Raw genomic sequence first — 14731 nt, 5'->3', positions numbered from 1 at the left:
CACAATTTCTGAATCCCGACACTGATTATAGAATAGCCAGTTAAAGTAAAAGGCTACTTTGCCGGTGTCGCAAAATGAAAAAAGCCCGCGCAGGAGATTGAGCGGGCTTTGGGTTTTTTATCGTCACGCAGCGCCGTTAGCGCGCAGAGGCCACCGGCTCCGCAGGCAAAATGGCTTTCAGCAAATACCGTGTGTATTCATGCTGTGGCTGTGTGAAAAGTGCCCCGCTTTCCCCTTCTTCGACGATTCTTCCCTGATACATCACGCCGACCCGATCCGCGACGTGCCGCACGACATTTAAATCATGCGAGATAAACAGATAGGCCAGCCCGTATTCACGCTGGAGCGACATCAGCAAATTGAGAATTTGCGACTGAATCGATACGTCCAGCGCGGAAACCGGTTCATCACAAACGATCAGCTTTGGACGCAGGATAAGCGCCCGAGCAATGCCGATACGCTGCCGCTGTCCGCCGGAAAACTGCTGCGGATAACGCCCGGCATCGGTGGCATTGAGCCCGACCTGTACCAGCATTTCCACCACAGCCTTCTTCCGTTGATTGGCATCTTTTACGCCATGAATAATCAGCGGTTCTTCGATGCTGTAGCCCACGGTACGTCTCGGGTCAAGCGTTGAAAGCGGATCCTGAAAAATGATCTGAATGTCTTTGCGCAGGCTCCGCCATTGTGCGGCGTTGCGCGTCAGCAGCGGCACGCCGTCAAACTCGACTGTTCCACCTGAGGCGGGCGTCAGCCCTAAAATTGTGCGTCCGGTGGTGCTTTTCCCGCTACCAGACTCCCCGACCAGCGCGTAGGTTTCCCCGGCATGGATCGTGAAACTGACACCTTGTACGGCGTGGACGCTGTGCCCGCGCCGGTGAAAGGTTTTCGACAAATTATCGACCCGCAGCAGTGGCTGGCTCATGAAGGGGATCCTGTGTTTTCAGCGTACCAGCAGCGCACCTGATGGGGCGCGCCACCCAGCGTACGCAGCGGCGGCGAGTCTTCAAGGCACCGCGTTGTTGCTTGGGAGCAGCGTCCGGCAAAGGCACAGCCCGGCGGTAAAGCGTCAAGTGCCGGAACGCTGCCGCGAATTTCATCCAGCCGGGATTTGGGTTCCCGACCGGCAGATGGCCGTGCCGCCAGCAGTGCCCGCGTATACGGATGACGCGGATGTTGAAACAGCGTCACAACGTCCGTTTCCTCCACCACTTGCCCGGCATAGAGCACGACGACGCGCTGGCAAAGCCTCGCCACCACGCTGAGATCGTGCGTGATAATCACAATACCCATCGCAGACTGCCGTTTAATGTCATCGAGCAGATCCAGAATCTGCGCCTGAATGGTCGCGTCCAGTGCGGTCGTAGGCTCATCGGCAATGAGCAACGAAGGCGCATTGGAGACGGCTATCGCAATCATCACGCGCTGACGCATCCCTCCCGAAAGCTCATGCGGATAAGCGCTGGCGCAGCGTGCCGGTTCGGGGATCCCGACCTGTTCCAGCAGGCTGATAACTTTTTCCCGACGCTGCTGCCGCTTCAGTGACGTATGCAAACGCAGGCTTTCTTCAATCTGAAAGCCAATGGTGAAAACCGGATTTAAACTGGACAGCGGATCCTGAAAAATCATTGCGATATCACGACCGCTGCGCCGCCTGCGGGTTCCTGACGAAAGCACATCCAGCCGTTCGCCGGAAAGTATAATTTCGCCATCAACCCGGCTGGTTCGCGGCGTCAGTAACCCCATCAGCGCCTGCGCAGTGACGCTTTTACCGCAGCCGGATTCGCCGATAATGCCGAGTGTTTCATGGCGCCCAACGTCAAAAGAGACATCGCGCACCGGCGTCACCACGCCTTTTGGCGTCGCAAAGCTGACCTGCAAATTATTCACCCGCAGCAGGTGTGGTTCGTCGAGAGGATCAGCCACGCTGTGCTCCTTTTTTCAACTGACGCATGACGCGCACCGGCAGGGCTTTCAGGCCCGGTTCCGCGCCGTCACGCAAATCATCCCCGATGATATTGAGCGCCAGAATCAGCAGCACGATGGCGATCCCGGGAAAAAATGTCATCCACCACGCAGTGAAAATCACCGCTTTGCCTTCCAGTAATAAATTACCGAGGCTTGGCGTGGGCGCAGGCACACCGGAGCCGAGAAAACTCAGCGCCGCTTCCGTCAGGATCGCCACCGAAAAGACCCACGTCACCTGCACAATTAGCGGCGAAATGACATTCGGTAGCAGGTGCAACCAGATGATGCGCCCGGACGACGCGCCCTGCGCCCGCAGCGCTTCAATGAAATTTTTCTCTTTGACCACCATCGCCGCGCCGCGGATAACACGGGCTATCGACGGCACATACACCAGCGATAACGCCAGCACCACATTGGCGATATTCGGCCCCAGCACGCCGACAATTGCGATCGCCAGCAGTAATGAAGGGAAGGCAAACAGGCCGTCGCACACACGCATCAGAATCAGGTCCAGCGGGCGGAACCAGGCGCACAGCAGCCCGACGGTCAGCCCCGTAAATCCGGCAGTCAGCGCCACTGCCGCACCGACGGACAGTGAAACGCGTACCGCCACGGCAACCCGTACAAACAGGTCCCGGCCAAAATTATCTGTGCCAAACCAGTGCGCAGCATCCGGCGGTTTAAGGCGGCTTAGCGGGTCAATACTGTAGGCGTCGTAAGGGCTAAACAGGCTGCTGCAAAATGAGAGCAACACAATCGCCACCAGCACGCCGCCCCAGAAAAACAGCCTGGTATTGTTATGCAGCATCAGTTTTCACTTCCTTCAACGGACAGTCGCGGATCGGCCAGATAACTGAGCACATCAACCAGCAAATTGATCAGCACGTAGCAGACGGTAATCAGCAGTACCACCCCCTGAATCACAGTAAAGTCGCGTCGTTCAATGGAGTCCACAATCAGTGAACCGATACCCGGAATACCGAATACACTTTCAATGACAATCGTTCCTGTGACCAGCGAGGCAAAAGATTCACCGCAAATAGTAAGCACCGGGATCAGCGCGTTTTTCAACGTGTGACGCAGCAAAACCAGAGATTCCGGCACGCCTTTGGCGCGGGCAGTATTGATGTAATTCTCCTGCAAAACGTCGAGCATCACCGCGCGTGTCATGCGCGAGATCAGCGCCGCAATGCGAAACCCCAGCGCAATCGCCGGAAGCGTCAGATACCAGAGGTTCAGCAACCCGTCATCGTTGGTGGAACGATAACCGACCACCGGAAACCACCGCAGCCTGACGGCGAAGACAAAGATCAGGAACAGCCCCAGCAGGAAACCCGGCACCGACATTCCGAACGTCGCCAGCGACCGGATCACCCTGTCCGCCAGCCGTCCATGTTGCCAGGCGCTGACCACGCCCCCCGCCAGCCCGAAAGTAAGCGCAATCGCCAGCGCGTAAAATGCCAGCGACATCGTCGGCGCGAGGTGCTGCATAAACAGGTCGGTAACGCTGGCATTGAGAAACAAAGAGTGGCCGAGATCACCGGAAATCACCGCACCAAACCAGCGCACAAACTGCGCCAGCAGCGGCTGATCCAACCCCATCTGCTGGCGCAGCGTTGCGATATCCTGCGGGCTGGCATCGTTACCGAGGATCACCAGCACCGGATCACCCGGAGCCAGATGTACCAGGCAAAACACCACCAGCGATACCACAAACAATACGGGCAACAGCGCCATCAGCCGGTGAAACAGAAACCACTTCATAAATCTCTCCCGTCAGGGCTGGGTGACCGTCACATTCCACAGCACTGGCCCGATCAGGTCATGGTAACCGTGCACGTTTTTCTTAATAGCGACCGGCTCCGGCGTGGTTCGTCCAAGCACAATGACCGGCAGGTATTGCCACGTCAGCACGTTAAGCTTATCGACCAGCCCTCTGGCGTCTTTTAGCGAGTGTGCCTGCTTGATGCCATCCAGAACCGTATCGATTTCCGGGCTGTTGCTCAGGCCGGGAAATCTGGCGCGGGAATCCAGGAAAGGATACTGATGCAGAACCTGTCGCATTGAGAATTCCAGTGCGCAGAGGTCGAAGTTTTTCGGATCCTGACGGCGCTGCAATACGGTCGGCCAGTCGTAGACATCCAGACGAGATTTCACGCCGATTTGCTTGAGAACCTGCTGTGCAACAATCGCCAGGTTGTAAAGTTCGGCATATTCTTTAGTGGCGATAATCACCACCTCCTGACCGTTGTAGCCAGACTCTTTCACCAGTTTGCGGGCTTCTGCGAGGTTATGCTGATTCCAGTACGGTTTACCCGCTTCGCTGTACCAGTCCACCTGCTCCGGGAAACCTAACGACGGATCTTCGACAAAAAAGCGCGGATCGCTGTAGCCAGCCAGCAGGGTCTGATGCACGTCTAGCGCCAGATTAAAAGCCTGGCGCAGCTTAACGTTTGCAAACGGCCCCTGCTGCTTGTTAAACAAATATGTGATCAATGAACCGCCGCTTTCCGGCCGCGTCAGCGACAAATCCGGAAGATTGCTGAGTGCTTCAATATTGTCTTTTGGCAAATTGAAAACGATGTCGTATTCCCCGGTCATGGCACCCGCGAGGCGCGTTGACTCATCGGTGATATAACGGAACCAGATATCTTTGACGTCTGCTTTTTTCTCACCCGACAACCCGCTGGCCGGTTCTTTGCGTGAGACGTAATTGTCATTACGCGTCAGATGCAAATACTCGCCCTGCTTGAATTCCGCCAGTTTGTACGGCCCGGTGCCAACCAGTTCGGTGACCGGTTTTTTCGTGCTGTTCGCCTCGTCAATCAACCGTTCCGGCATGATAGCAGCGATATTTTTCACATCCGCCAGCACGTTAAGCGTGATCAGCGACGGCGCTGGCAGCGTCAGCTGCACCGTTTTATCGTCTATTTTGGTAAATTGCGCGCCGGGCAGATTGGCTTTACCTTGCGTGGAAACCGCCAGCCAGCGGTTCATCGAGGCCACCACATCGTCGGCCGTCAGCCGTTGCCCGTCATGGAAATGAATGCCATCACGTAAGACAAACGTGTAGGTTTTCCGGTCGTCGCTGAGGGTGTAAGACGCCACCAGTTCCGGTACCGGCTCAAACTTATCGTTAAGGGTAAACAGCTCTTCAAAGATGTTTCTGTCCACATCTGACGTTGCGTTATTGGTCGTCAGATAAGGGTCGAGTGTGCCAGGGCGGTTGCCGTAAGCAATGTTTAGCGTGGCGTTCCGGTTGACCGTTTCAGCCTGCGCGTTATCCCAGGGTAAAGCCGCCGCCAGCAACAGTGCCGCGGCAGAAAACATCATCTTCATTTTGTTGTAGCTCCGGTAAGATCAGGCGGCGTTTGAGCGATTTTTTTGCCCGGCAAATTCATCTTTAGCGTCCTGCAAAAGCGCAGGTTCGGTGAGCAGACGCAGCCCGGTGCGGGCCAGCACCAGCGCGCCGGTGATCAGTGCGTCATAACCCTGAAGAGAGTTGGCGGCTTCGCGGAAAGCGACGGTGTGGCCGATAAGATCGTCAGGTCCGATTTTGATGTACGGGTGCGCGGTCGGTACGGCGTGGCTGATATCACCTGCATCCGTCGAGCCTTTGCCCTCTTTTTCGCTCAGATCAACGGTTTCACCGGCGGCCGTGAATTCTTCCAGCAGCACGCCATTGAGCACATGATTGATATTGAAATCCCGCGGCCCGACCTGATGCTCAATTTTGACCGTTGTGCCTGTCGCCAGCGCCACGCCATCGGCAATTGCGCGGATCCGTGGCTCAAGCGCCAGCACTTCTTCCCGCGTATCCGCGCGGATGTAATAGTGCGCTGAGGCGTATTCAGGAATAACGTTCGGTGCCTGCCCGCCGTTGGTGATAATGCCGTGAACGCGCACACCGTCCGGCAGTTGCTGGCGCAAGACGCTGATACCGTTATAGAGCAACACCAGCGCATCCAGCGCATTAACGCCTTTATGCGGTGAGCTGCCGGCATGAGACGGCTTGCCATAAAAATGAAAATACAGATGATTATTTGCCAGTGACGGGCCGGAAAGCCGCGTTCTTCCGGACGGATGCACCATCAGCGCGACGTCCACATCATCCAGAAAACCGTGTTCGACAAAGCGCGCTTTTACGTTGCCGTTCAGGCCGCCTTTGCCCCGCAATCCGCCTTCTTCAGCCGGCGTACCCAGCACCAACACTTTGCCGCCGGTTTCACTGAGCGTATCACTCAGCGCCACGGCGGCCGCAATGCTGCTCACGCCAATAATGTTGTGACCGCAGGCATGGCCGATATCGATCAGCGCGTCGTACTCCGCAAGATAGGCAATGGTCGGGCCGGGTTCACCGCTGTCTTTTACGGCGTAAAACGCGGTTTCATGCCCGGCAACGTTGGACGTCACGCTGAAGCCGTGTTTTTGCAGCAACGTCGTCAGCACGTCGTTGGCATAATATTCGTTATTCCCGGTTTCCGGATGCGCATGAATGTCCCTGGATATCGCAATATAGTCGTCACGGTGCTGATGAATACTCTGTTCCAGCCGGGCTTTTAATTCGCTATTGCTCATTGTTTTCACCTTTTATTGATGACAGTTAATTCATTTCAGAGAGTGTTCAGATGACGTTTCGCCTCCTGGCGGACGCGATGTAAAACGTGATGTTTGATTTCGCTGTACTGCGGATGCTCTGCAAGGGTTTCGATATCGCGTTCACGGCCAAAGGGAGAGACAATTTCTTCGACGATCTTGCCCGGTTTAGCCGACATCACCAGAATGCGATCGGCAAGAAACAGCGCTTCCTCTACGTCATGCGTGACAAACAGCAGCGTGGTGTCGGTTTCCAGCCACGCTGAGCGCAGCAGTTCCTGCATCATCAGGCGGGTCTGGGCGTCGAGCGCGCCAAAGGGCTCGTCGAGTAACAAGACTTCCGGACCGGGTAACCACGCACGGGCCAGCGCCACACGTTGTTTCATCCCGCCGGATAACTGCCACGGCGCATGATGCTCAAAGCCTTGCAACCCGACGCGCGCCAGCCAGTCCATGGCTTCGGCGTTAACGTCCTCCTTGCGATGCCTGCCCAGACGCGGGCCAAACGTGACGTTATCAAGCACCGACAGCCACGGAAATAAATTCGGTTGCTGGAAGATCATGCCCCGCGCCGGGCCGGGTTTTTGTATAATCTTGCCGCCGCAAAGCACACGACCGGTATCGGGCTGAAGAAAGCCTGCGACCAGATTAAGGATGGTGGATTTGCCGCAACCCGACGGCCCGAGCAAAACGACAAACTCGCCCTTTTGCAACGATAAGGAGATGTCTTCCAGCACGGTGAAGGCGTGCGGTTTTGCGGTAAACTGCAACGACACGTCTTTAAGCGCAATTTGTTCAGCCATTATTCTTTTCCCGCCCAGGGCACAAACAGGCGTTGCAGCCCCAGAAGTAATAAGTCCAGCAAATACCCAATGCCGCCGAGCAGCAAAATGCCCAGCATGACAATATCCGTACGTAAATATGAACTGGCGTTGATGACCATCCAGCCCAGTCCCGAACTGGCGGCGACCATTTCAGCGGCAATCAGCGACGTCCAGCCGATCCCGACCGACAACCTGACCGTCGTGAAAAGCTCCGGCAGCGCATCGGGCAGCACCACGCGCAGGAAAATCTGCCTGCGTGATGCCCCGAGCGTCTGCGCCACCCGAATGCGCGAACGCCCGATGCGCTCGACGGCGGCATTCGCGCCAACCACAACGCTCAGAAATGTGGCGATAAAAATGAGGAAGAACTTGGAGGCTTCGCCGATACCCAGCCAGACGACGGCCAGCGGGATCAGTGCAATCTTAGGCAGAGGACGCAGAAACTGAACGAACGGATTAAGTACCGCCGACAGCCCTTCCGATAATCCCATCAGCAGCCCCAGCGGAATGCCTAAAATAACCGCCACCGAAAAAGCACTCAGCGCCCGTGCCAGACTGACCGCGACGTGCTGCCATAACGGCACCTGACGGTAACCGTCGGCCAGCAACTCTTCGGTAGTCAGGCCGATGTCGGTCAGCGAAGGCAGCAGCAACGGATCCAACCACTGCCTTGTGGCGGCGATTTGCCAGAGGGCAAAGAAAATCCCGACCGATATCACGCTGATCGTGATGTGTTGCCCCATCTTCATTTTGCGGTGGCTGCCGCATCACGGATGTATTGGGAGTTGATGGCATTGTCCCAGCTGGTCGGAATATCACGCTTACGCAGTTCGCCAATGCCTGCGAGGAAATCCGAGGTTTTCGTCAGCGCTTTGCCGATACCGCTGTCGCTGGTTTGCGTGCCGTTCCCCAACCACGCCGCCGTGCCCTGCTCCGCCAGCGTCGGATATTCCAGCCCGCCCAGCGTGTTGGCCGCCGTGGTCACCGGCGCGCCCACTTCTTTGGCCACGATGGCCGCTGCATGCTCCGGATCGCGTTTAAACTCGTCCACTTTTTGCTGATGAACGCGCAGGAATGCGGTGACAACTTCCGGATATTGCTGCGCAAAGGCTTTACGCACCACGTAGTTGTTGTAAATCAGGTAACCGTCTTTTTGCAGATCTTTGGTCGCAAAGACCTGATGACCGCCGGAAGACTCCAGCTCCTGAGCGAACGGTGCCCAGACGTAACCCGCATCAATATCGCCGCGTTTCCACGCAGCGACCATTTCTGCGGGACGCAGGGGTAATAACGTAATTTTGCTGCGATCCAGTTTGTTGACGCTGATTGCCGCTTCCAGCGCATATTGCGCCGTAGAATTCGGCGGATAAGCCACGCGCTTACCTTCAATGTCTTTAATATTATGAATGCCGTCTTTACCAATCAGCCGTTCATAAGTCGCAATTACGCCGGAAACACCAATAATTTCCACCGGTAATTTACGCACAATACCGGCAGTCGCCGGGCTTGAACCGAAGTTGGCGATATCGATGGCGTTGCTGGCGAAATACGTCAGCGCATCCGCACCGGTAGCAAACTGGACCCATTTCACTTTGCTGTTTAATGCTTTGTCTAAAGAGCCGTCAGCTTTCGCCAGTAATAACACCTGAGAACCGCCGCTGTAGGCGACCCGTACTTCTTCCGGTGCTGCAGCAAACGTCGCGTGCGTCCACAAGCTACCCGCTGCGAGTAATAAGCAGAGACTTTTTTTCATTCTAATTATCCTGTAAATAAATTAAGCAATTAGCGCCGACCCAGTATATTCAGACCGGGCCGGTTTATTTAGATGGATTATTGCTAAGTATTTATTCGTGGCAAGATTAGACGGGCGTTTAAATAACGTTATTTATTATTCGCAAAAATAATATAGCGCTTTCAGGTTAACGCGCGAATTTCCGTGACCCGGCCACGCAGGCAATGACGCCGAGTGTGACGGCGAGCATCAGCGGGTTGACGGTTTCATGCAAAATCGTGGCAGATAACGCAAGCCCGAAGAATGGCTGGAGTAACTGCAATTGCCCGACAGCGGCGATCCCGCCAATCGCCAGGCCCTTGTACCAGAAGATAAACCCGATGAGCATGCTGAAAAGCGACACGTAACCCAGCGCAATCCAGGCAGAAACGCTGACAGCGCTGAAGGATGCGGGCCGCAGAATGACGGAGGCAACGAGCATAAACGGCAGCGAAATGATCAGCGCCCAGCTGATCACCTGCCAGCCGCCTAAAACGCGGGTGAGTTTTGCGCCTTCGGCATAGCCCAGACCACAAACGGCCACCGCCGCGAGCATCAGTAAATCGCCGGTCAGCGAAACTGAAGCACATTGCGAGAGGGCGAATCCGACAACCAGCAGGCTGCCGATCACTGAAAAAATCCAGAAAGCGGCACCCGGCCTTTCTCCGCCGCGGATCACGCCAAAAATCGCCGTCGTGAGCGGAAGCAGCCCGAGAAAAACGATGGAATGGGCCGACGTAACGTGTTCAAGCGCCATCGCCGTCAGCAGCGGAAAACCTGTCACAACGCCCAGTGAAACGATGATCAGCGGTAAAATCTGCGATGCTTTAGGGCATTTCTCGCGGGTTACGTACACCAGTATCACCGCGAAAAAACCCGCAACCGACGCGCGGGCAAAGGTGAGGAAGAACGGGTCCAACTGCATCACGGCGACACGCGTGGCGGGCAGCGAGCCGCTGAAAATTATCACGCCCAGTAAACCGTTCACCCAACCGGATAACGCGCCCGGTTCTGATTTAATACCCCCTGTCTTATTCACTTTTATTTTAGGTACCCCTGAATTAACCACGCAGACCTCACTGTAGGAATTTGAGCAATGAACGCGGCGATGGTAGTCTCCTCAATCCGGTACAATCAAATTATTGTCATGGATACAATTCATGAAAGCCCGATACAAAACCCTCGTCGATAACCTCGCGCAAGCCATCCGTTCCGGCACGCTCGCAGCAGGTACAAGGCTGCCGACGCACCGTTTTCTGGCGGCGGAAGAGCACATTTCGCTGGCGACCGCGACCCGCGTGTATACCGAACTGGAAGCGATGGGACTGGTCAGCGGCGAAACCGGACGCGGCACGTTTGTGCGTGATATTTCCCTGCCTGCGGGGCACGGCGTCGATCAGCATGTTATCGCGACCGACGTAACGGATCTGAACTTCAACTATCCTGCACTGCCCGGTCAGGGTGAATTGCTGCGCGAAGCGCTGCGCCAGATGGCCACCACGGGCGATATCGAATCCCATCTGCGCTACCAGCCGCACGCCGGCAGGCTGACCGACCGCGAGATTATTGCCCGTCATCTGGCCGGAAACGGCTTCACGCCGGAAGCTGAAAACGTGCTGATCGTCAATGGTGCGCAGCACGGCCTGACGGTTACGGTGATGGGGCTGCTCCGCCCCGGCGATGTGGTGGCGGTTGATGCGCTGACGTACTCCGGATTCAAGGCGCTGGCGGCACTGTATCACCTTGAACTTGTGGCTATTCCGTCTCATCCCGATGGGCCGGATCTTGACGCACTGCGCCAGCTTTGTGCCAGACGGCATGTGCGTGCGGTGTACACCATGCCCACGCTGCACAATCCCCTCGGCTGGGTTCTGGATCGCAATCAGCGCAAAACGCTGGCGGAGATTGCCCGAGTGCATGATTTGCTGATTATCGAAGACACCGCGTATGCCTATCTCGTGCAGCGCCCGCCGCCGCCGGTCGCGTTTTATGCACCGGAACGCACCGTTTATGTCACCGGTTTTTCAAAAAATGTCGCGACCGGATTACGCGTCGGTACGGTGATCTGCCCTGCACAGCACCGGCCCGCGATTGAACGGGCAATCCGCTCGACAACCTGGAATACGCCGTCGCTGATGACCACACTGGTGTGCGGCTGGATTGAAAACGGGACCGTGTCGCGGTTTGAAGCGCTGAAAAGGCGAGATGCGCGGCAGCGACAGGTTGTGGCGAAGGAGTGTCTGGGCACGCTGACGTGCATCACACATCCGGTTTCGTACTTTCTCTGGCTACCGCTGGCGGAAGATGTCAGAGCCGAACGGGTGGTCAGTGCGTTAATGGACAGCAATATTTCTGTTTCGTCCGCCGCACCTTTTTGCACGTCGGTCAATGTGCCGCAAGCGCTGCGGCTCGCGCTCGGTTCAGTTTCCATCGAAGTCCTGCGCACCACGTTACACAAGGTTCGGGAAACCATTGAGTTCGAGCAATACCGGTGATCACAGGCATAAAAAAACCCGCTTGCGCGGGCATTTAAACTGTATTCCTAACCTACCCGTGAACGACTTTTTTCGCGTCCAGCGCTTTATGAATTGCGGCTTCGAGTTCGTTGATTTCGAATTTCGCCACATACCCGTCGGCACCGACTTTGCGGACGTGATCTTCATTGGCGCTGCCCGAGAGTGAGGAGTGAATAATCACCGGGATATTCTTCAGGAATTCGTCACGTTTGATATTGAGCGTCAGCGTGAAACCATCCATTTCCGGCATTTCCAGATCCGTCAGCACGAAGGAGATCCTGTCTGAAATTGGCACGCCAGCGGCTTTGCATTCTTCGGCCATTTTGCGGATTTTATTCCAGGCTTCCAGACCGGTTACGTGCATCTGCGCCGGGATTTCCATCATGTTCAGACCTTTTTCCAGCATCTGGCGCGCGACTTTGGAGTCTTCCGCAACAATCGCCACCGTGCCCGGTTTCATCTTGAACGAGCTGGTTTTCTTCTTGTCCATGTCGATATTGTTGTTCGGGATAATGTCGTGCAGGATTTGCTCGACGTCCAGCACCAGCGCCAGACGGTTGCTGGATTTATCGTTATCCAGACGCGCAATGCTGGTGATGTTACGGCTCTTCACACCGGATTCTGCCGCCAGCACCTGGCTCCATTCCAGACGAACAATGTCGTCCACTGATTCCACCGCAAACGCCTGCGTGCTGCGGGCATATTCGGTGACCAGCAAAATATTCAGCCCGGTTTTCGGCACGCAGCCGACGACCGCAGGCAGGTCTATCACCGGAATAATTTCACCGCGAATATTGGTCATCCCCATCATCGGCGATGACATTCCCGCCGCCTTGGTCAGCGCCGGCATAGGGACAATTTCACGCAGCTTGAAAACGTTGATGCCAAATAATTCTGACTGCTCTTCATCAGGCGATGAGCCCAGACGGAACAACAGTAATTCAAACCGGTTTGATGAAGTGAGATTTGTTCTTTCATCAATTTCTTTCTGAAAATTATCCATACTTTCCCCATGCCTTCGTTATTAGTTTTCGTGTGCGTTTGCCGTGCGCGTCATTCGGAAAAACAGGAAATTAATTTTCTTTTTTTCTCAGAGGGACGGCTTATTTATCGGCCCGGACGGGGAAATTCTTTAGTGCAGAGAGGAAATTGAGCAGGAGAAAGATATCCGGCACCCGGGAGATGCCGGAAAAAGCGGTTAACCGGCGATTTTCACCAGCGTTCTGCCCTGAATTTTATTATCGAGGAAATCCGCCGCCACGGCCGGAGCCTGTTCAAGCGTAATTTCAGTCGCCGCCTGCTCGTAGAAACTCTGCGGCAGGATTTTCAGCAGACGTTCCCAGACGGCAGTACGGCGGTCAGCGGGCACGGAAACAGAATCCACGCCCTGCAAACGCACGTTGCGCAGAATAAACGGCATTACGGTCGTCGGCAGACCAAAACCGCCCGCCAGCCCGCAGGCCGCCACGCAACCCCCGTAGTTAGTTTGCGCCAGCACTTTGGCCAGCACTTTGTCGCCGACAGTATCCACCGCGCCCGCCCAGATTTGTTTTTCCAGCGGACGGGTTTCGGCGAAATCATCGCGGGAGTGAATTTCGCTGGCACCCAGTGTACGCAGGTAATCGTGCGTGGACTCGCGGCCGGTTACAGCGGCAACGGTATAGCCGAGCGTATGCAACAAAGCGACAGCCGTACTGCCCACGCCACCGCTGGCACCGGTCACGACGACGGTTCCGCTTTCCGGTTTAACGCCCGCCTCCTCCAGCGCCATCACGCACAACATGGCGGTGAAACCTGCCGTGCCGATGATCATCGCATTACGCGCCGCCAGCCCCTCCGGCAAAGCCACCAGCCAGTCGCCTTTCACGCAAGCCTGTTCTGCCAGACCGCCCCAGTGTGTTTCGCCCACGCCCCAGCCGGTGAGAATGACCGGCTGGCCAGCAGTAAAGCGGGCGTCATTGCTGCGGCTGACGCGGCCGGAAAAATCGATCCCCGGCACCATCGGAAACTGACGGATGATTTTGCCTTTGCCGGTGATCGCCAGCGCGTCTTTGTAATTCAGACCGGACCAGCTGATATCCACCAGCACATCGCCTTCCGCCATTTCCGGCAGTGCGATCTCTTTAACTTCGGCCAGTGTGGCTTTGTCTTGCTGTTCCAGAACCAGTGCTTTCATTTTTTTCCCTTAATTATTCAGGAGTTCGAAGAGTTGTCGTTAGAAATGCGATGACTAACGTAATGATTGCAGGTGCTATTTTTGAATTTCTTATTGAATGTTTTTCTGAAAATATGCCCAAAACTGATTCAGCGGTTCGGCTGAACGGAACAGTTTGGCGCGCATCACTGCCCCTTCCCAGCCCGACCAGAAGATCTCCGCCAGTTGCGCAGGAGGCGTGCCGGAGTTTATGCCTCCCGCCCGCTGCGCTTCTTCCAGACAACGCGCCACGCGGCTTTCCCATTCCTGCAAAATCGCTTTCAGCTTTTCCGGGAAATCATCGGGAAGCAGGGGGGATTCCTGTAATAAATTGCCGACCAGGCAGCCCCGTTTAAATTCAAATCTCGCCATACTCTGACCAGCGTGATCGACAAATGCGCCGATGCGTTGCAGCGGCGCCAATGCGTCATTGAGTAAAAACTTGTCAAGCTTATGGGCGAAGAACGCACCGTAGGACGTTAGCACTGCCATGCCGAAATCCTGTTTGCTGGCGAAATAGTGATAAAACGATCCTTTGGGTACAGAGATGTTTTTAATCACCGCATCGATACCCGCCGACAGATAGCCCATCTCCGTGATCACTTCCAGCCCTGAGCGGATCAGCGCGTCACGCGTATCCGCAAAATCGCGTTCAGTTTTCGGCGGACGGCCACGGCGGGGCTTTTTAGCCGCTACGGGCGGGGCTTCGGGCGGGATTGTCAGTGCATCACTCATAATTTAGACCGATCGTTTTTTAATTGCCAAAAGCCTACCCCCAATTCTCTGCGCAGGCAACCCCGTCATTCCCTGAACAGCAAAAAGCCCGCCGCGGCTGAACCGGGCGGGCTGTTTTTAAAGATCA

Annotated in this window: 14 protein-coding genes; 1 reads left to right on the top strand and 13 read right to left on the bottom strand. The window is 55.7% G+C overall.

The window, feature by feature from the left end; all coding sequences use genetic code 11:
- Window positions 1–136: 136 nt before the first annotated feature.
- The 10 genes from GW579_RS01905 to GW579_RS01860 form a co-directional block, all read right to left on the bottom strand.
- Window positions 137–925 (bottom strand): ABC transporter ATP-binding protein, encoded by a 789-nt coding sequence (locus GW579_RS01905; protein WP_165057194.1) that lies wholly within the window; start codon window positions 923–925, stop codon window positions 137–139.
- A complete protein-coding gene (locus GW579_RS01900) occupies window positions 922–1926 on the bottom strand; it encodes an ABC transporter ATP-binding protein (RefSeq protein WP_338105829.1) in 1005 nt (334 codons plus the stop codon). The genes GW579_RS01905 and GW579_RS01900 overlap by 4 nt, the downstream gene beginning before the upstream one ends.
- Complete coding sequence (locus GW579_RS01895; protein WP_165057192.1) at window positions 1919–2776, bottom strand: ABC transporter permease; 858 nt, start codon at window positions 2774–2776, stop codon at window positions 1919–1921. Before GW579_RS01895 ends, GW579_RS01900 begins: the two co-directional genes overlap by 8 nt.
- Window positions 2776–3732, bottom strand: coding sequence for an ABC transporter permease (locus GW579_RS01890; protein ID WP_165057190.1), 957 nt, complete (start codon window positions 3730–3732; stop codon window positions 2776–2778). Before GW579_RS01890 ends, GW579_RS01895 begins: the two co-directional genes overlap by 1 nt.
- 12 nt (window positions 3733–3744) lie before the next feature.
- On the bottom strand, window positions 3745–5307 hold the full coding sequence (locus tag GW579_RS01885) for an ABC transporter substrate-binding protein (RefSeq protein ID WP_165057188.1): 1563 nt from the start codon (window positions 5305–5307) through the stop codon (window positions 3745–3747).
- Between the two features lie 21 nt (window positions 5308–5328).
- The gene (locus tag GW579_RS01880) at window positions 5329–6546 is read right to left on the bottom strand and encodes a M20 family metallopeptidase (RefSeq protein WP_165057186.1); all 1218 of its coding nucleotides are present in this window, start codon (window positions 6544–6546) and stop codon (window positions 5329–5331) included.
- Window positions 6547–6581: 35 nt separating this feature from the next.
- Window positions 6582–7367, bottom strand: a complete 786-nt coding sequence (locus GW579_RS01875) for an ABC transporter ATP-binding protein (RefSeq protein ID WP_165057184.1) — start codon at window positions 7365–7367, stop codon at window positions 6582–6584.
- Entirely contained in the window at window positions 7367–8137 is a 771-nt protein-coding gene (locus GW579_RS01870; protein WP_165057182.1) for an ABC transporter permease, read from the bottom strand. The genes GW579_RS01875 and GW579_RS01870 overlap by 1 nt, the downstream gene beginning before the upstream one ends.
- Window positions 8134–9141: a taurine ABC transporter substrate-binding protein gene (locus tag GW579_RS01865; protein ID WP_165057180.1), complete on the bottom strand. Its 1008-nt coding sequence runs from the start codon at window positions 9139–9141 to the stop codon at window positions 8134–8136. Before GW579_RS01865 ends, GW579_RS01870 begins: the two co-directional genes overlap by 4 nt.
- A gap of 166 nt (window positions 9142–9307) precedes the next feature.
- Window positions 9308–10198, bottom strand: coding sequence for a DMT family transporter (locus GW579_RS01860; RefSeq protein ID WP_152325967.1), 891 nt, complete (start codon window positions 10196–10198; stop codon window positions 9308–9310).
- 121 nt (window positions 10199–10319) lie between these two features.
- On the opposite strand from GW579_RS01860, the gene GW579_RS01855 reads away from it, so the two are divergent.
- A complete protein-coding gene (locus GW579_RS01855) occupies window positions 10320–11654 on the top strand; it encodes an aminotransferase-like domain-containing protein (protein ID WP_165057178.1) in 1335 nt (444 codons plus the stop codon).
- A gap of 52 nt (window positions 11655–11706) precedes the next feature.
- Here the strand turns inward: GW579_RS01855 and GW579_RS01850 are convergent, their stop codons facing one another.
- The 3 genes from GW579_RS01850 to acuR all read right to left on the bottom strand — a co-directional run bounded on the left by GW579_RS01850 (window position 11707) and on the right by acuR (window position 14604).
- Entirely contained in the window at window positions 11707–12678 is a 972-nt protein-coding gene (locus GW579_RS01850) for a chemotaxis protein (protein ID WP_165057176.1), read from the bottom strand.
- A gap of 195 nt (window positions 12679–12873) precedes the next feature.
- Window positions 12874–13851: an oxidoreductase gene (locus tag GW579_RS01845; RefSeq protein ID WP_165057174.1), complete on the bottom strand. Its 978-nt coding sequence runs from the start codon at window positions 13849–13851 to the stop codon at window positions 12874–12876.
- A 90-nt stretch (window positions 13852–13941) separates the two neighbouring features.
- Window positions 13942–14604 carry an acrylate utilization transcriptional regulator AcuR gene (gene acuR, locus GW579_RS01840; protein WP_165057172.1) on the bottom strand — a complete coding sequence of 221 codons (663 nt, stop codon included), beginning with the start codon at window positions 14602–14604 and terminating at the stop codon, window positions 13942–13944.
- Between the last annotated feature and the right edge of the window lie 127 nt (window positions 14605–14731).

The organism is Rahnella contaminans, from assembly GCF_011065485.1.
Classification (GTDB): Bacteria; Pseudomonadota; Gammaproteobacteria; order Enterobacterales; family Enterobacteriaceae; genus Rahnella; species Rahnella contaminans.
This window is presented reverse-complemented; position numbering and strand designations above follow the sequence as displayed.

Coding starts and splice junctions, on each gene's coding strand:
- GW579_RS01905 (WP_165057194.1), bottom strand. CDS start 925: ATGAGCCAGCCACTGCTGCGGGTCGATAATTTGTCGAAAACCTTTCAC.
- GW579_RS01895 (WP_165057192.1), bottom strand. CDS start 2,776: ATGCTGCATAACAATACCAGGCTGTTTTTCTGGGGCGGCGTGCTGGTG.
- GW579_RS01890 (WP_165057190.1), bottom strand. CDS start 3,732: ATGAAGTGGTTTCTGTTTCACCGGCTGATGGCGCTGTTGCCCGTATTG.
- GW579_RS01885 (WP_165057188.1), bottom strand. CDS start 5,307: ATGAAGATGATGTTTTCTGCCGCGGCACTGTTGCTGGCGGCGGCTTTA.
- GW579_RS01880 (WP_165057186.1), bottom strand. CDS start 6,546: ATGAGCAATAGCGAATTAAAAGCCCGGCTGGAACAGAGTATTCATCAG.
- GW579_RS01875 (WP_165057184.1), bottom strand. CDS start 7,367: ATGGCTGAACAAATTGCGCTTAAAGACGTGTCGTTGCAGTTTACCGCA.
- GW579_RS01870 (WP_165057182.1), bottom strand. CDS start 8,137: ATGAAGATGGGGCAACACATCACGATCAGCGTGATATCGGTCGGGATT.
- GW579_RS01865 (WP_165057180.1), bottom strand. CDS start 9,141: ATGAAAAAAAGTCTCTGCTTATTACTCGCAGCGGGTAGCTTGTGGACG.
- GW579_RS01855 (WP_165057178.1), top strand. CDS start 10,320: ATGAAAGCCCGATACAAAACCCTCGTCGATAACCTCGCGCAAGCCATC.
- GW579_RS01850 (WP_165057176.1), bottom strand. CDS start 12,678: ATGGATAATTTTCAGAAAGAAATTGATGAAAGAACAAATCTCACTTCA.
- GW579_RS01845 (WP_165057174.1), bottom strand. CDS start 13,851: ATGAAAGCACTGGTTCTGGAACAGCAAGACAAAGCCACACTGGCCGAA.
- acuR (WP_165057172.1), bottom strand. CDS start 14,604: ATGAGTGATGCACTGACAATCCCGCCCGAAGCCCCGCCCGTAGCGGCT.